The sequence below is a fragment of the Pauljensenia sp. UMB9872 genome (assembly GCF_030212665.1).
Classification (GTDB): Bacteria; Actinomycetota; Actinomycetes; order Actinomycetales; family Actinomycetaceae; genus Pauljensenia; species Pauljensenia turicensis_B.
In genome coordinates this window covers 60753-77981 of record NZ_JASOER010000011.1, presented here as the reverse complement: position 1 = coordinate 77981, position 17229 = coordinate 60753, and the positions used below count along the sequence as shown (strand labels likewise).

Sequence of the window (17229 nt, the reverse complement as noted above, 5' to 3'; positions counted from 1 at the left end):
TCAACTTGTTGGCTGATGGTAAACAGACGGATAAGTCTTTGGAACTGACTGCCGAGAATGGCTGGAAGGGTACGTTTGAGGGGCTGCCGAAGTATGTGACGGTTGATGGTGAGAAGACCGAGATTGTCTACACGGTGGTTGAGGTAGAGGTTCCTGGCTACACTCCTTCCATCAGTGGTAGCGCAGCCGAGGGGTACGTGGTTACTAACACCAAGGACACCCCACCTCCGTTGGCTCGCACCGGCTCGGCAGTTCAAGGCCTGGTAGTAGTGGGCGTGGTCCTGCTCGCTGCGGGAACCTGGGTTGTATCCAAGCGGCGTCGTCGCGCATAAGCAAGTGCGGGTGGGCCCCGCTAAACGGCGGGGACCCACCCGGCTCACAGTAACTGGCTTCCTCATTATTTAGGTAGCTAGTTCACGCACAACATTTCACCTTCCGGCTAATCCCCGGAAGGTGTTTTGTTATTGCTATCCGGTCACATTAACTTCGTTCGATTAGTGCCCCGTCAGAGGGAACCAGCGCGCACCAATAAGAACCAGCGCAGCGGAAAAGATGACTCGCGAAGCATCTGAAGATATTAGCTAAAATCTATGCTCGTGTATACCGCTAAGAATCTTGACACTCGTGCCCGGCGAATCGTTGCTTGGGTTGCCATCCTAAACCTCATCGGCTTCATCATTGAACTGGTGATCGCCTCAATCATTGGCTCAGTCGCACTCTTTGCAGATGCCGCCGACTTCCTTGAAGACTTCCTCATTAACATGCTTGTGCTCACCGCCCTGGGCTGGTCGGTAGCAAGCAGGAGGAAAGCCAGTTACGGCCTGGCCGGCCTCATCCTCATTCCCGCAGTTGCGGCATTTGGCACCGCGATATGGAAAATGATCTCCGGGGAGGCGCCGGAGCCACTCACCTTGTCGGTAACCGCCATCATCGCAATGTTAATCAACCTCGCCAGCGCGCTACTACTACTGCAACTGCGTAAGCACGATACAGCGTTAGTGCGAGGTGCCTGGCTGGCCGCCCGCAATGATGTGCTCGCAAACCTTTTGATCCTTGCCGCTGGCGTTGTCATGGTGTTCTGGTTCAGCCCCTGGCCAGACATCGCGGTTGGTCTTGTTATCGGCTTCATCAACCTCTCGGCTGCGGCAGAAGTGTTTGAGCAAGCTCGTGCAGAAACTCCGGAGCTTGAGCTCGACGATGACGATGAGTAGTGCGAATAAGCCTAGGCTAGATGGGTAAAGCAAACCCCCGGAAGGCAGCTGAGTGATCTCGTTGCCTTCCGGGGGTTCTGTGCAACTACTGCGCCTGTGGGCAGGTTGCGTGTTGCTCGTTGGTTACATGAACTTGCGTGCGGCGAGCGCGCCACCTGCAAGGAGTAACACGGCAGACAGGCCAACTATGGAAGCAACTTCAGCACCAGTTTTAGCCAGCTTCTTCTTAGGCTTTGCCACCTTCGAGGTGCTAGGCGTGGCCTTACACGCTGGGTCCATCGCAGTATCGTGGCTGTCCCAGGTCCACTCGGCTACAGCATCGTCAGCGAAGAAGTAACCATCCAGAGCGGAGGCCTTAACTTCTACCTTCGAGTTGTACGGGTAGTTGTAGTTGCCATCTTTGTTAGCCTTCAGCTCAACACCGTTCGAAGTAACGGTGTAAGTCACACCCTCGGTCTTTTGGATCGTCACGTACGGTTCGACGGTGCAAGAAGAAGGATCGTCAGCAGAAGGATTGATTAGTTTCGGAGCGGCAGGGGTTGCCAACTCTTCAGCTGGATCGAGTGTGCACGGCTTAGAAGCGACGCTGAGCTCCCACTTCGTGTCACCCTCAACCACGAACTTGTCCTTGAAATCCTGTTTCAGTAGCGCCGCTACCGAGACAGTGGTGCCTTTCTGAACCTGTTCGTAGTCAAAGTACTTGGACTCAGGAACCTGGACCGTGCCAGCAACTCCGCACTTATCGGAATCTACAACGGTCGGAGCCTCGGGGGTAATCTTGCGGACAACAGAGCTTAGATTAACTGTCCAACCATCGGAGTCGTTTCCCTCAACGCTTTCAATACGGAAAAGCTTAGCTTCCTCGGGATCGTCAATGGAAGCAGTTAATTCGTATTTCTTATAACGACCCGTGTAACCGGAGAAGAGATTCAAATCGTTGCCGGTGAATGCCCGAGTAAAGGGGGCTTCTACGCCCTCAGCATCTAGTTCAGCGGAAGGTTTATGGCTGGCTCCATCAGCGAAAACATACTTGTTAACCGTAGGATCGCCGCTCTTAAGTGTATGAACGGTGGTTTTACCTTCCTTAGTCAGCTTCAGTCCGATGCTTACTTTCGGAGCTTTGCCATCAGGGATTACCCCAAGGTAGGTTTCTCCGTCCCACTCGCCTTCGGTCAACTTAAACTTGAAATCGGTATTGGCCTGCTGGTCCATAGCCAGGGATTTCACGCCATTACTATAGCCGGTTGAAAAAGAGAACTGGCCGTCTGCCCACTTTCCGCCGCGATAATAGTCGCAGTCATCGACGCCGATCTTGTCAACTCCCTCGTACTTGGAGGGATCCACGTTGAGCGGAATCTGCTCATCTTTACCAACGGTGAGTGTGAGCAGTGGCCACTCGTAGCCAAGAAATTTGTCCGTTTTCTTACCGGCTTCGAATTCGTAGACCGCACAGTATAGCAACATGTCAACTTTGGTGCCTTCAAGCGCCGGGTCGTACCGCTTGACATCGTCACTCCAAGTAACATTGAAGGTCTTGACGTTGCTACCGTCATCAACACTGGGTGCTGCTACAGCTGCAACAGCGCCTCCAAACGTCAGTGCTGCCGCGCCTGCGAAAGCAGTTGTGGCACGCAACCAATTCTTCATTGCTCTTCCTGTATTCGATGGAAACATAGCAATAACCCTACCAAGAAAGGGGTGATTCATCCGAAGTTAAAGGGATATAGGCGTATTCGGTATCGCCTGTATACCACTTACAAACTGCCCCCGAGTGAACCAATGGATCCAGTTCATTCCTGGGATTGTTATGTGAAGATGTCTTGAGACAGACGTTTCTCGTAGTGAGACATCACCGAGGTGCCAAGGTTAGCCCAATGGTCAATCCACTCCGCGTCAGACGTTGGCGTGTTCACACACCCATGTGAGTCGCCCGGTTCCGTCCAACCGAACGCGTGTTGCCACGGGGAAGCATGAATCGAATAAGACTCGTGGAAATAAGACACCCACGGCACATTCGGTTCCACGTAGCGCGAACCATCACCATTCAGACCCTGCATCGTTTGGCTCTCATACTGCACATACACGTTGAAATGCCTGTCCACGGTTGGTGAGGAAGGCTTGCCCGGCACTACTGAGGTTGTGCGCGGAGTCCAAAGAAGCATTGGGCGATGTCAGTTTGTCGATTCTTCGTTGTGTGACGAGATCACTTCATCATCGATGATCTCCTGAACGGGATCCTCGCCGGCGACGAGCTTGCCGGACGAACCGGTGCCCAGACGTTCCAGAGCAAGGCGGCCAACCAGCTGCTGGTTTGTGGTCGTGCGTTGCGAACGTGCGCCCGACAGGAATGAGAAGAACCAGTGAACCAAGGTGCCGATCTGCGACTTGAAGCCAACGATGTACAGCAGGTGGAGGAAACACCAAGCCGCCCAAGCGATAAAGCCGGTCAAGCGCATCTTGCCGATCTTCACGACCGCCTTGAAGCGGGCGATCGTCGCCATTGAGCCCTTGTCGAAGTACGTGAAAGGCTCGGTTGTTTCCGGCTTGCCAGCAAGACGCGCTGCCACAATCTTTGCTGCATAGCGAGCAGACTGGATAGCTCCCTGAGCAACGCCGGGCACGTCCGGGAAGCTCATCATGTCACCGAGGACAAAAATCTCCGGGTGGCCGGGAACAGTGAGGTTCTTTCCAACAATGACGCGACCCGCACGGTCAAGCTCCGCACCGGCCTTGTCACGAAGAACAGCGCCAAGCTCGGACGCCTGGACGCCGGCAGCCCACACCTTGCAGTTTGAACGAATCGTTTCGGTTGAGCCGTCCTTGAACTTCAGAGTGACAGTGTCGTGGTCAAGGTCAGTGACAAATGCTTGGGTCTTCACCTCGACGCCGAGCTTTTCAAGCTCGTGGCGCGTCACGTCACCGAGCTTCTCGTCAAACACGGGGAGAGGACGATCAGCACCGTCAACGAGGATGACGCGAGCCTTCGTCGGATCGATTGCGCGGAACTCCTTTGCCAGCGTGTGTGATGCCATTTCGCGAATCTGACCAGCCATCTCAACACCGGTCGGACCGGCGCCAACAACAACGAACGTGAGTAGACGGTCGATCTCGTTGTGATCGGATTCGATTTCAGCCTTCTCGAACGAGTCGAAGATGCGGGCACGGAGTTCGAGCGCGTCGTCGATTGTCTTCAGGCCGGGAGCAAACACGGCGAAGTGATCGTTGCCGAAGTACGACTGGCCAGCGCCGGCAGCAAGGATCAGCGTGTCGTAGGGAGTCGTCTGCTCTTCATTGTGATTACGCCAAATAACGACTTTGTTTTCAATGTCGATGTCTTCAACGAGCGCCTGCAGAACGCGAACATTCTTCTGCTTTTTGAGGATCTCACGCGTCGTTGGCGCAATGTCGCCTTCGGAGAGGATGCCAGTTGCGACCTGATAGAGCAGGGGCTGGAATAAGTGGTGACCGGTCTTGGCTAGAATCGTGATTTCAGTGTTCGCATGCTTCAGCTTCTTCGCGACTTCAAGTCCAGCAAAACCTGAGCCAATGATGACGATGCGGTGCACCAGATCCTCCTCATAAATTAAGTAAGGCTTACCTTACCAATTGAGTCAGCGGGGTTGACAGTCCCCATCCGTCTTTGAGGGAGTGAGAGTGCCCACGTCCTCTTCGCTCATGTACGAGGCCGCGATCACCAGATCAACGATGCCCCCGCAAAGGCGCAGAGCAAAGCAATCGTTTAGTCAAAAAGATGTTGCGTCGCCTGAATATCCGGTTTCCCGTTCGGCAGTTGGGGGAGAGCATCAACCCAGATTGCTCGGCGTACTCGTTCCCACGGCGCACACTGATCGCTAATCAGGTCAGCGATCTCCAATGCATCGAAGTCGGCGACATCAAGCAACTCTTCTGGAATCGGTCCGGCAACGATTGCCGCTGCAACAACCTGACCCCACCGATCATCCTTCACACCCACAACGCAGGCGTTTGCGATATGGGGTAGTCCGCGTAGCAGTTCTTCGATGCGCCCGGGAGCCACAAGCTCGCCACCCGTGTTAATCATTCGCGAAGCACGACCAACGATGTGATACCAGCCATTTTCATCGCGCGTGGCGAGGTCGCCTGTGCGTAGCCAATCGTCATGCATGCTTGCGAGGCCTCGTTCCCCGTTGGTCACGAAGGAGGTTGAAACGCCTGGGCCTCGTACCTCGATTTCGCCCAACTCGCCCACGCCGGCGAGGTGACCGTCAGCGTTCATCAGACGCGCATCCACGTAGGGGAAAGGTTGGCCCAATGCTCCCGCCGGGGCGTCGGCATCGGGGGAGGTCATCATTCCCGCCCCGGAAGTTTCCGTCATTCCCCACACGTGGATCGGTCGCAAGCCGGCGCTGCGCAGACGCTCAGCCAAAGCCGGCCCCATCGCATCTCCGCCGATCAGCGGGCGCTCCCATGATGAAATATCTGCGCCGACGGACTCATTCGTATCGAGCAACATGTGGCACATGACTGGGACAGCAAACATCATCGAGATGCGGTGCTTTTCGATCGCACGCAGGATGCCAGTCGGGTTAAACGTCGGGAAAACGATGATCGTTCCACCGTGGCTGAAGACATCCATCGACGTGCCATTGAAGCCGCCGATATGCGAAATTGGCGCGCACACACCCACGACATCGCGTGCCGGTAGATATTCGAAGCCATCGCGGAAACACATCGAGCCCCACCACATGTGGGCGTGAGAGAGTTCAACTCCTCGGGTACGTCCTGTCGACCCCGAAGTAAAGACAATCGCACCCGTTTCGTGTGCGCAGGCCAGAGGCTCACCTTCGATCGGCGTGGAGCCCAGCGCGCTCGAAGCAAAAGCGTCGACCGTCATAAACTCCGCGCCCACACTGACCGAACGCTGCAACGCGGGCGCGACCTCGTCGATCAAAACGAGAGCTGGATCGAGCGAATCCACAATCGACTGCGTGACGGTAAACGGTAGGCGTTCCGAAAGTGGAACGGTCACAGCGTGAAGCCACGAGCACGCAACGTGCAGAACAAAAACCCAAGCGTTGTTACGGCCAGCAAACACGACACGGTCACCCTCGCCAATGTCGAGCGAGCGCAAATATGCTGCCACACGGCGCACCGCGTCGGCGCTTTCGGCGACGGTCCACACGCTGTTGTCCGGCCAAATGATCGACATGCGGTTCGGGTGCTGACGCCCAGCACGCATCAAAACTCGGGCCGGTGAATAATCCGGAGTCACTGGGGCCTCAGGCAACGGGAACCCCGGGCAGTGTTGCGGCTTCACGCGCCTGACGACGTGCGCGACGCTCACGCATATTCGCCAGAACTGTACCCGCTTCCTGCAGAGTGGAACCGGAATTATCCAGGTGCTTCAAGTGCTCAGGAATCTCAAACCCGCGAGCGCGCATGCCTTTCGCCCACAGCAATCCCGCGCGGTACGACGAGCGCACAAGCGGGCCAGCCATGACGCCAGCGAAGCCTAATTCTTCAGCTTCTGCTGCGATCTCAAGGAATTCTTCGGGGTGAATCCAGCGATCAATCGGGTGATGCAGGGGAGAAGGACGCAAATATTGCGTGATGGTCAGCAAATCACAGCCCGAATCGTGCAGGTCGCGCATCGCTTCGCTGATTTCTTCACGCGTCTCACCCATACCGAGGATCAAGTTCGACTTCGTTACCATGCCACCGTTGTGTGCACGCTGAATCATCGCAAGCGAACGGTCATAGCGGAACGCGGGGCGGATCTTTTTAAAGATACGAGGCACCGTCTCCAAGTTGTGCGCGAACACCTGCGGGCCGGCTTCAATGACCATGTCGATCGACTCGTCCTGACCGCGGAAGTCGTCAACCAGCAGTTCAACGCCGGTTGATGGGCTCTTCTCGTGGATCAAATGGCAGGTTTCGGCGTATAACCACGCCGCGCCGTCGGGCAGATCGTCGCGGGTGACGCCGGTGATCGTCGCGTAGCGCAGTTCGAGTTCGCCAACAGACTCGGCGATTCGACGAGGCTCGTCCCGGTCATATTCGGTGGGCTTACCGGTCGCGATATCGCAGAAGTCGCACCGACGTGTGCAGAGTGCTCCACCTAAAAGGAAAGTCGCCTCACGGTCTTGCCAGCACTCGTAAATATTCGGGCAACCTGCTTCAGCGCAGACAGTGTGCAGTCCCTTGGCGTGCGACATGGAACGCATATCGTGATAGTTCGCGCCGGTGTTTGCCGTCGTGCGAATCCACTCGGGCTTGTTTTCGATAGGAGTTTGCGAGTTGCGAACTTCCACTCGAAGCAGTTTGCGTCCTTCGGGATCAGGCAAGGTACTCACAGGCGTTTCCCTTCGAATAGGTGATCTCTTGGCTGGGGTCAGCCAGCTGAGGGCGGATTGAAGAAATAAGGTGCGAGACAAGTGCGTCAGCAGCGGTGCGCAATGGGACGTTCACGCCTTCCCACGACAGGCAGGCAACATCAGCGTCGAAGAGCCCGCACGGGATGATTCCCGCGAACGCTTCTATCGGGTCAATATCGACGTTCAGGGCGACTCCGTGCAACGTGGCGCCTCGTGCAACTTTCAGTCCGATGGCGCAAATTTTGCGGTCGCGACGTCCCTCTTCGGTCAGCCACACTCCTGCGCGTCCGTCGATGCGGTGAACGGGCAGCCCCCATTCTTCGCGCACTGTTTCAATAACACCCGCTTCAACGCTACGGATCCACGCGTACAGGTCGACGGGCTCCTTGAGCCTGACAATTGGGTAGACAACAACCTGTCCCGGTCCGTGCCACGTCGCGGAACCGGCGCGGTCCACATGGATCACCCGAACAGTGGAATCCGGAATATCTTCGGGTTTCGTGTGGCGGCCAGCGGTCCAGGTGGGGGCGAATTGGGTGACAATGATCGAATCGCCGTTACCAGCGGCTGCTTGGTCGTGGAGTTGACGCTGCAGTCGGTCTACTTCCAAGTAGTCCGACGTTCCCGCATCAATAAGGTCGATGACGTGCACCTAGGAATGATAGAACGCCAGACCTTTCGTTTCTTAATCGAAATGGCCCTTTACGCACGCGTTCTCGAAAGTAATGCATTTTTCCGCAGGATCACGCCAAGCGGGGTACGAGGCTTCGACAGATAACGAAAAACCATTGAAAACACGTATTTCTTCAGCGTTTCCTCACGTTTATCCACGCTCGCCAGCATCTTTCGATTGGCTATCCTTTAAAGCGTGAGTAACCAATGGACCATTTCAGATGTCATGGCGCTGATGGAAGCGTGGTATCCCGCCTCCCGTGCCGAGTCATGGGACCGAGTCGGATTGATCGCAGGCGACCCATCCGCTCACGTCACCTCAATCCTGCTTGCCGTCGACCCCGTTTCGGCCGTCGTTGATGAAGCGATCGACGAGGACGCCGGCCTCGTTATCACTCACCACCCGCTGTACCTTCGCGGAACGAGTTTCCTGCCGGCATCTGACCCTAAGGGCGCGTCCATCACTCGCCTTATTAAAAACGATATCGCCCTGTTCAATGCGCACACAAACGCTGACATCAGCGCAGATGGCGTCGGCGATGCACTCGCACAGTTGGTGGGAATCACCTCTTCATCACCGCTGGTTCCCACTGGAATCGACCAGGCCGGGCGACCCATTGGACACGGACGTATCGGTTCGATTGCGCCCACTCGTTTAGGCGACTTTCTTGACCTGGTTGCCGAGTGCCTGCCCGCAGGACCTCACGGCATCTTCGGATCCGGAGACCCCGGCACAATCATCGAACGCGTCGCAGTATCCGGGGGAGCGGGAGACTCTTTCCTCGAGGTAGCACGTGAAGGCGGAGCGGACGTCTTTTTAACCGCTGACCTGCGTCATCACCCGGCATCCGAACACCTTGAAGGTGGGGCGCCTGCTCTGATTTGCGGTAGTCACTACGCCACCGAATGGCCGTGGCTCCCGCTCCTTAAACGCAAGCTAGTGCAGGCTGCATCAACTGCAAATGTGGAAGTGAGAGTAAAAGTCTCTACGATTATCACGGAGCCGTGGACCAGCCATCGCCCAACATTAGGAGGACGTAAGTGAAAGCAACATACCTGAACCAGCTCAGCCTGCTCGAACTCAAATCCTTCGACCAGCGCGAATCTGCGCTTCGACACGCCCGTGACTCCCATCCGGCGCACGGTGTTGTCCGCGAGCTCGCAGGACGCCTCGACGACCTGAAGCGCGCAGCCGTCACCCAAGGTGCAGCAATCGCAGATATTGAACGAGACGTCCAACGTAGCGCGGACGAGATCGAACGTGTGAGCGCCAGACGAGCTAAGCAACAGAGTCGAATCGACGGCAATCAGGTTCCTCTTCGCGACATCAACGCGATGGAACATGAAATCGCTCAAATGGATAAGCGCTTGTCCACTTTGGAAAATGAACAGCTCGACGGTGAAGAACGTCTTGAGGCGGCTAAGAATGCTCGTCAAGCAATGATTGACGAAGCGAAAGCGATCGCTGCCGACATTGAAAAGACCAAGCAGGAATTTGCTGCCGACGTGAAAGAAAGCGACGACGAGCTTCGCGATGTGATCGCCAAGCGTCGCGCGCTCGCTGAATCGCTTCCAGAAGACCTCGTGGGCGAGTATGAACGTGTTCGCGCAAACCTCGGTGCCCTCGCGATCTTCGAAGTGCGTAATGGTGTTGGCATTGGAATGGCAGCGGAGCTATCCCCGGCCGAACTTGAACAGATTCGCCTCACCCCTGAAGACCAGCTCTACTGGACCGAAGATACCGGCGCGATCGTTGTGAGGACGACTCAAGCCTGAAGCCGATCGCTCGGGATCGTGCCCCGGCGGCGGGGTGTGTCGCCTCGTATCGTATGACAGCGCCACTCTACGACGGCCAGCATCTGCTCCCGAGTCCGATCAGTCGGTGACCAACACCAGGTGAGTGAGTGACCCGCCCTGCTTTGTCGGTTTCGCCTCAGGTACTTCCACGTCGATAACCGCATGAGCACCACCCTGAGCATCCATGATCGGATCCAAGGTAGTGGCTGAACACAGAGCCTCGACGATCGCGTCGAAATCCGCATCAGCCGAAATTGACGCGTAGAGGTGAGCGCACGCACGGCCTCGCCACCGCTTCGCATCGTGGGAAATCACCGAACGCTTCCCCTTCGCTTGACGAACCACGCCGATCTCGATGCGATGCGCCCAAGGAGCGAGGCAGGCACTACGATACGGGCCAGAACGAGCATCAACGATCGGAGCTCCTTCAGCTTCTGCTTTGAGCGATGTATCAAGGGGCTTCTTCCAATAGGTCGGCAAAGGGCCGATGTCCGGCAGTTTCGTGCCCATCGCAAGACGGTGGTTGGGCAGGACATCGTCGAGGTTCACCACACCAAAAAGCCCAGAGAAGACACGCGTTGTTTCAAGCGCGACCGCATGATGCTGCTCCGGCAGTGTTGGGAATGAGACCGCGTCATAGAGAACGCCTGTAAACAGGTTTTCAGCCGCATCGCATGGTGCAGAATACAAGTCGATATTCGCCTGTAAATCCGCAGCTGAAGCCGGGCCAAGACCGAACAACTGAGCAGCGTCGTCGCGAACGCTGAGCGCCTGAACAGTGTGGATCAAGTTTTCGCGCCAGGATGCAAGCTCAGGGCGAGCAAGCTGTGTCACGTCAAAACGAGGCCCGTGTGCTGGTGTTGTTTTGGATTCGGACGGGGGTAACCAGATGAACATATGTGAAGCCTAGCGGGTGCGTTAGACTATGGGCGCGGATGAGTCGGTTGGGCGACCGCGCGGACCACACGGTTCTCGAGGAACGTCCGGGCTCTACAGGGCAGGGTGATGGCTAACAGCCACCCGGGGTGACCCGAGGGATAGTGCCACAGAAAATAAACCGCCGCGCAAGCGGTAAGGGTGAAAAGGTGAGGTAAGAGCTCACCAGCGGTTTGGGTGACCGAGCCGGCTTGGTAAACCCCACCCAGAGCAAGACCGAGCAGCAGGTATGGGTGGCCCGCCCGACGCCTGCGGGTAGGTTGCTTGAGGCGTTTGGCAACAAACGTCCTAGATAGATGGTCGCCACCGCTTGTGCGGGACAAAACCCGGCGTACAGACCGACTCATCCGTCCGTATACGTCGGGTTTTCGCTGAGTGATACCAGACTCTACGCTTACGCTTCGTTAACTCGTGTGTCGGCGTGAATGCTTCTCTTGGAACCTCGAACCCCACGACGACTGTGCGCGAGCTGCGATGGCGCGACGCTGATCGCGATAGAGGCGTTCAATCAGGGACTGCTGGGACACCCAGCCCACCACATGCAACGAATCATTGACGACGGGAATCCCCGGCAGACCTGATGTCTGCAGTACTTCGAGCACCTTCGACGGTAGTGCGGTGGGCGTGACGTGCACGTTGGGCAGTTTCAAAGAATCCAGCGACGAGGCCATATCTGTTTCGCTTTGGCGCGCCAGAGCAAGATCAATGGCGCTTGCTAGCCCAACGTAGGTTCCAGCATCGTCGACAACGGGAAGAGTCTGGGCACCAAGGACACGCATCTTCTTAATCGCCTGATCGAGCGTGGTCGAGGGTGCCAAAGTACCGGGAGCGTCCTCCATCCAGTGCGAAACCGGGTGAGCGCCGAGCAGTGTTGCATCCACAGGGTCATCCAGAACGTCGCCTCGACGACGAAGTTTTTCGGTGTAGATGGTGGCGCGTGTTAGGAACCTCGAGACGCCGGTGGCCAGAACGACGGCAAGCATCATCGGCATAATCAGCGAATACTGCCCCGTCATTTCGACGATGATCAAAACGGCGGTCATCGGAGCGCGTGCCGCTCCAGCGAATGCCGCGCCCATACCAATCACACCGAAGACGCCGGCGGGAGTGTCAGTAATGGGGGAAAGGATTTGCCCGAATGAGGCTCCGGCCATTGCGCCGATAAAAAGCGTCGGGGCAAAAACGCCACCGGATCCACCGATACCGATCGTGTAGGACGTGTACAGGGCGCGTCCCACCATCAAAATCAGCAGGAAGCCAATCGTGTATTTGCCTGCTAGAGCGTCTTCTTCGATCGGGTATCCCGAGCCGAACATCTGAGGGAAGGCCACAATACCCGCGCCCAAAAGGATGCCGAGAACAGCCGGACGTGACCATTCGGGAAGGCTCAGACGTTTCCAGAAAGCGTCGATCACATCTTCAAGCCAATAAAGGAGCTTCGAGAAACCTAGACCCGCAAGACCGGCGATCACACCGAGGAGAGCAACCCACCACATGTCTGTCAGATGCGAGAAGGAGAGATCATGACCAAGATTCACGATCGTTTCGTCACCCTGCAACGTGCGTGCAACAACGGATGCCATCACTGAAGAAATAACGACATATCCGAAGGTTTCGGCACTGAACTGCGTCAGAATCACTTCGAGAGCAAAGACTGCGCCAGCAAGCGGAGCATGGAAAGTTGCGGCGATGCCACCCGCTGCGCCACAGGACGCTAAAAGAACTACGCGTTGCGGAGGCAAACGAAGAGAGGACGCCAACGAGGAACCGAGCGACGCTCCGACCTGGACAATCGGACCTTCTCGTCCCGCTGAACCACCGGCGCCAATCGTCAAAGAAGAAGCAATCAGCTTCACCACTGCGACGCGCCCGGGAATCTTGCCTCCCTTGCGTCGAACGGCCAGCATCACTTCGGGAATACCGTGGCCTCGTGCACTGGGAGCGAACCGCTGAACCAGGGGCCCGTAGATCAACGCTGAGACAACGGGAGCCAGAAGCAAGAACACCCAGGGGGACCAACCGAAGACTCCGTGGGGGTCGCCAGCATGCGTTGAGTAGTCACTGTAACCGGTGGTGACCCACGTCCACCCCTGAATCATCAGGTTAAAAAGAACCGCTGCGCCGCCGACGATAATGCCGACGAGCGCCGCTAATAGACCGACGAAAGAACGGTGCTGACCGGCTTTTTCACCCAGTTGTGCCAAGAAAGAAACAGAAGCCCGCATCAGAGGTTGGCGATATCGATATCGGATTCAACGTCGACGTCCATGTCCCAGACACGCCCGTAGAACGCGAGCTCGGAGCTCCACGCATCACGAATCGTCTCTGCGCGACGGAAGCCGTGAGCTTCATTCGGGTAGATCTTCATCGCAACAGCGTTTCCACGATCCTTCAGTGCATCAAACATGAGGCGTGCCTGTGACGGCGGAACCACCTTGTCATCTTCGCCTTGCAACAGCAGAAGAGGAGCATTGATCTGGTGAATGTGAGTAATCGGCGAGCGCTTGGCCCACAGTTCGCTGTTCGGATCTTCAGTACCGATCAAGCGATCGTTGTAACGAGACTCGAACTTGTGGGTTTCTGCAGACAGAAGGCGCAGGTCAGCGATGCCATAGAGTGACGTTCCCGCGGTGAACACATCGGTGTTTGCCAGTGCGTTCAAGGTGGTGAAGCCACCGGCGGATCCGCCACGGATAGCAACGCGCTTCGGATCAACGAAACCTCGGTCAACCAGATAGCGCACGCCATCAACGCAGTCATTCACATCCATAACGCCCCAGTGACCGTTGAGACGCTCGCGGTATGCGCGACCGAATCCGGTTGAACCACGGTAGTTAACGTCGAGCACAGCGAAACCACGGCTGGTCCAGTACTGCAATGGAATCGACAAGCCGGGTCGGGTCGAAGAAGTCGGGCCACCGTGAACATTGACGATCAGCGGGGGAAGAGCATTCTTCGGGCCTGAAAAGTCAGGGTTCTTTGGTGCGTAGTAGAAGCCGTACGCGGTCTCGCCATCTGAGGTCGGCCAGGAGATAATCTGCCCTGAAGAAACCAGCTCCGGGCTGATTTCAGCTTCGGATGACGGGCGAATAATCGTCGTGGCGCCACCCTTGATCTGAATAATTGCCGGCGTGTGCGTGGGGGAGTCAGCAAGGAAGACTACGCGACCATCGTTGGATGCCACGTTACCGATCGGCCACCAGCCGGTTGCCCATTCTTCAGCCATTCCGTTGTCGACGCGCACGGTACCGATGTGCCACGTCAGGTCCTCAGCCCACGAGCAGATCAGCAGGTCGTTATCGTAGTTATCGTAGGAGTGCAGACCGAGCTGCCAGTGCGGGTGCGAGAACGCCTGAGTTCCCGGGTGCATGGCACGAGTGCGAAGGCGCGTTGTCCACGCGTCTGAGGGCTCGTCATCCTTCCACGTAAAGCCTTCCGTGCGGTACAGGTTGGCCCAACCGGTCGTGTCATCGACGTGGATGAGGTCACCGTCAAGAGTCCACCGAGGCTCGTAGACACACACGTCTTCCTTGTCGACGATCGTCTTCGAAACCTCAATACGACCTTCGAAATTGAGTGCGCCCACGTGCAGTGCGCTCTGTGTCCACGGCATATGCGGGTGGTTCCACGACAGCCATGCAAGCTTCGTGCCATCAGGAGAAACTGCAGGTGCAGCAACAAAGTCAGTGCCTTCAAAGATCGTGATGATCGCAGCGTCGTTGCGTGCAGCACTACCGTCGATCGGGATTGCGACCAGCGTGTTTGTCGGTTCGCCGTCGCCCGAGTGATCTTCCCTGACCGCATAGACGAGGCCACGAACATCATCAATCTCGAAGTCGCCGTAGCGCGACTTCGACAGCGTGGTAAGCGGAGAAATCGTACGGTGTGGGTCGTTGGTGTCGAAACGGTAGACGCGGTTATCAAAGCCGTCGGAGAACACGATGAAACCATCGAGCACCGCGTAGGCACGACCACCGTATTCGTGAACGCGAGTGCGAATATCGGGAAGGCGAGCACCATCGATCAGGGGGAGGACCTCTGAAGTAACGCCAGCACCGGTACGACGCAACAGGGTACCTCGTCCGTTTTCTTTCGGATGTCCTTCAACCCAATAGGTAGCAGAACCGTCAACGCGAACCTGCGAGAGAGTGACTGACCGAGCAGTAAAAGAATCGCCGGAAATTGGGGATGTCCATTCACCGTAGGGGGCGACGGTAACGCTCATTGTTCCTCCTTGCACACAGGCATTTCGGTTGACTAAAGGAAGCATGTTAGCTCTATGTTAGCCCGCTCACGATGTGCTTTTCGAGGGCGAAGGTCGCTAGGAACATGTGTGGCAACTAGTATGAGGGCTATGACTTCATCAGACGCGGATATGCCACTGCTCACCAGCATCCATTCCCCGTCGGATTTACGTACCCTTTCAGAGGCTCAACTTGTTCAGCTTTCCAAGGAAATTCGTAGCTTCCTGATCACCAACGTGTCGAAAACCGGTGGGCACCTGGGTCCCAATTTGGGCGTTGTTGAACTGACGATTGCCCTGCACCGAGTATTTCGTTCACCCAAAGACACGATTCTTTTTGACACCGGCCACCAGGCGTACGTCCACAAGCTTCTGACGGGTCGCCAGGACTTTTCCGGCCTGCGCCAAGAAGGTGGACTGTCTGGCTATCCCTCCCGCTCAGAATCAGATCACGATGTTATTGAGTCGTCGCACGCTTCAAGCTCACTGGCATGGGCCGATGGTATTTCCCGCGAGAAGAAACGCCGGGGCGACGCATCATCAACGGTCGCCATCATCGGTGACGGTGCCCTGACCGGTGGTATGGCTTGGGAAGCGTTGAACACCATCGCCGAATCAACTGATCGTCGTGTTGTCGTAGTCGTCAACGACAATGGACGTTCCTACGCGCCAACAATCGGCGGTGTTGCCCATCATCTCGACGCGCTTCGCACCTCGGAAGGCTACGAACGTGCTCTTGCTTGGGGTAAGCGTCATCTGCTTGCTCTGGGGGATCCTGGTAAAGCGGCATACGACGCGCTACACGGTCTGAAGACCGGCATCAAAGACGTTATTGCTCCTCAGGCAATGTTCGAAGACCTGGGCTTCAAATACTTAGGTCCCGTCAACGGACACAATGAGACCGAGCTTGAAACCACACTACAGCGTGCGCGGACTTCGAAGCATCCAGTTCTTGTCCACGTCATCACCCAAAAGGGACGCGGTTTTACTCCCGCCGAAGAAGACATCGCTGATCGCTTCCACGCCGTTGGGCCGATTCACCCCGAAACGGGACTCCCCGTTGCTCCGGCACGTTTCGGCTGGACCAGCGTATTTGCCGACGAGATCGTCAAAATTGCGCGTGAAGACGACACCGTTGTCGGTGTCACCGCAGCGATGATGGCTCCCGTCGGTTTGAAACCATTCCACGAGGAATTCCCGGACCGCGTTGTCGATGTGGGTATTGCTGAACAGGAAGCGATTGCCAGCGCTGCTGGCATGGCCTATGCGGGCGCTCATCCGGTTGTTGCGCTGTACGCAACCTTCCTTAATCGTGCTTTTGACCAGCTGTTAATGGACGTGGCATTGCACAAGGCTGGCGTGACGGTTGTTCTTGACCGTGCAGGTATCACCGGCACGGATGGCGCCTCGCACAATGGTGTCTGGGATATCGCGATGTGCTCGATCATCCCCTCACTTGAGCTCGCTGCCCCGCGTGATGAGGCAACTCTTCGCACCAGCTTGCGTCGCGCGGTGGGAGTGAAGGATCGGCCGACCGTTCTCCGCTATCGTAAGGGCTCTCTACCAGCGCCGATGAACGCAATTCGCTCAGTGAACGGTGTGGATGTTCTCTTTGAACCCGACACTGACGATGTTGATGTGCTCCTCGTAGTAGCGGGCGCTTTTGGTCCCGAGGGTCTTGAAACAGCACGCATTCTGACTGGACAGGGTAAGCGTGTTCGTGTTGTGGATCCTGTGTGGCTTCTACCGATCAACTCTGAACTTGCCAGTTTTGCCAAGCAGGCGCAACATGTGGTGACTCTGGAAGACGGCATCGTTGACGGCGGTTTTGGTTGGGGAGTGCGCGATCTTCTTGCCAACGAGTCCGTGGATACTACCGTCATCACGCTGGGTGTTGCGAAGGTATTCCTGCAGCACGCCGAGCGTGAGTCCCTGCTGGAACGGTGCGGTTTGACGGCTCACCAGATTGCGGAACGTATTTCACGTACCCTCTCAAGAGAAGCTTGAATCCTAAAGA

The 17229-nt window shown here is 56.6% G+C and carries 14 protein-coding genes and 1 other RNA gene; 6 read left to right on the top strand and 9 right to left on the bottom strand.

Annotation, left to right across the window (positions count from 1 at the left end):
- Together QP109_RS05920 and QP109_RS05915 are read left to right on the top strand one after the other, a co-directional pair.
- Positions 1–332 (top strand): Cna B-type domain-containing protein (locus QP109_RS05920; RefSeq protein ID WP_285023958.1); only part of this gene is annotated, 332 nt, incomplete at its 5' end.
- Positions 333–590: 258 nt separating this feature from the next.
- Positions 591–1211 (top strand): cation efflux transmembrane domain-containing protein, encoded by a 621-nt coding sequence (locus QP109_RS05915; protein ID WP_101627823.1) that lies wholly within the window; start codon positions 591–593, stop codon positions 1209–1211.
- Between the two features lie 123 nt (positions 1212–1334).
- On the opposite strand, the gene QP109_RS05910 is transcribed toward QP109_RS05915, so the two are convergent.
- The 6 genes from QP109_RS05910 to lipB form a co-directional block, all read right to left on the bottom strand.
- On the bottom strand, positions 1335–2858 hold the full coding sequence (locus QP109_RS05910; protein ID WP_285023957.1) for a hypothetical protein: 1524 nt from the start codon (positions 2856–2858) through the stop codon (positions 1335–1337).
- Between the two features lie 158 nt (positions 2859–3016).
- Complete coding sequence (locus QP109_RS09325) at positions 3017–3373, bottom strand: L,D-transpeptidase (protein WP_350224215.1); 357 nt, start codon at positions 3371–3373, stop codon at positions 3017–3019.
- Between the two features lie 9 nt (positions 3374–3382).
- Entirely contained in the window at positions 3383–4777 is a 1395-nt protein-coding gene (locus tag QP109_RS05905; protein ID WP_285023956.1) for an NAD(P)/FAD-dependent oxidoreductase, read from the bottom strand.
- A 173-nt stretch (positions 4778–4950) separates the two neighbouring features.
- Positions 4951–6429, bottom strand: coding sequence for a class I adenylate-forming enzyme family protein (locus QP109_RS05900; protein ID WP_285023962.1), 1479 nt, complete (start codon positions 6427–6429; stop codon positions 4951–4953).
- A 40-nt stretch (positions 6430–6469) separates the two neighbouring features.
- Entirely contained in the window at positions 6470–7543 is a 1074-nt protein-coding gene (lipA, locus tag QP109_RS05895) for a lipoyl synthase (RefSeq protein ID WP_006681138.1), read from the bottom strand.
- Positions 7527–8216 carry a lipoyl(octanoyl) transferase LipB gene (gene lipB / locus QP109_RS05890; protein WP_103632568.1) on the bottom strand — a complete coding sequence of 230 codons (690 nt, stop codon included), beginning with the start codon at positions 8214–8216 and terminating at the stop codon, positions 7527–7529. The genes lipA and lipB overlap by 17 nt, the downstream gene beginning before the upstream one ends.
- A 216-nt stretch (positions 8217–8432) precedes the next feature.
- Here lipB and QP109_RS05885 point away from each other — a divergent pair, with 216 nt between their 5' ends.
- Together QP109_RS05885 and QP109_RS05880 are read left to right on the top strand one after the other, a co-directional pair.
- On the top strand, positions 8433–9281 hold the full coding sequence (locus QP109_RS05885; protein ID WP_219810924.1) for a Nif3-like dinuclear metal center hexameric protein: 849 nt from the start codon (positions 8433–8435) through the stop codon (positions 9279–9281).
- Positions 9278–10012, top strand: coding sequence for a zinc ribbon domain-containing protein (locus QP109_RS05880; RefSeq protein WP_006681135.1), 735 nt, complete (start codon positions 9278–9280; stop codon positions 10010–10012). Before QP109_RS05885 ends, QP109_RS05880 begins: the two co-directional genes overlap by 4 nt.
- Before the next feature lie 99 nt (positions 10013–10111).
- On the opposite strand, the gene QP109_RS05875 is transcribed toward QP109_RS05880, so the two are convergent.
- The gene (locus QP109_RS05875; protein WP_006681134.1) at positions 10112–10930 is read right to left on the bottom strand and encodes a YaaA family protein; all 819 of its coding nucleotides are present in this window, start codon (positions 10928–10930) and stop codon (positions 10112–10114) included.
- 39 nt (positions 10931–10969) lie between these two features.
- On the opposite strand from QP109_RS05875, the gene rnpB reads away from it, so the two are divergent.
- Positions 10970–11319: RNase P RNA component class A (gene rnpB / locus QP109_RS05870), an RNA gene on the top strand.
- Between the two features lie 54 nt (positions 11320–11373).
- Here the strand turns inward: rnpB and QP109_RS05865 are convergent.
- Both QP109_RS05865 and QP109_RS05860 read right to left on the bottom strand, forming a co-directional pair.
- Entirely contained in the window at positions 11374–13194 is a 1821-nt protein-coding gene (locus QP109_RS05865; RefSeq protein ID WP_006681133.1) for a chloride channel protein, read from the bottom strand.
- Complete coding sequence (locus tag QP109_RS05860) at positions 13194–15194, bottom strand: alpha/beta hydrolase family protein (RefSeq protein ID WP_006681132.1); 2001 nt, start codon at positions 15192–15194, stop codon at positions 13194–13196. The genes QP109_RS05865 and QP109_RS05860 overlap by 1 nt, the downstream gene beginning before the upstream one ends.
- A gap of 129 nt (positions 15195–15323) precedes the next feature.
- Between QP109_RS05860 and dxs the strand changes: the two genes are divergently transcribed.
- Entirely contained in the window at positions 15324–17219 is a 1896-nt protein-coding gene (gene dxs, locus QP109_RS05855; RefSeq protein ID WP_285023955.1) for a 1-deoxy-D-xylulose-5-phosphate synthase, read from the top strand.
- The last annotated feature ends 10 nt before the right edge of the window (positions 17220–17229 follow it).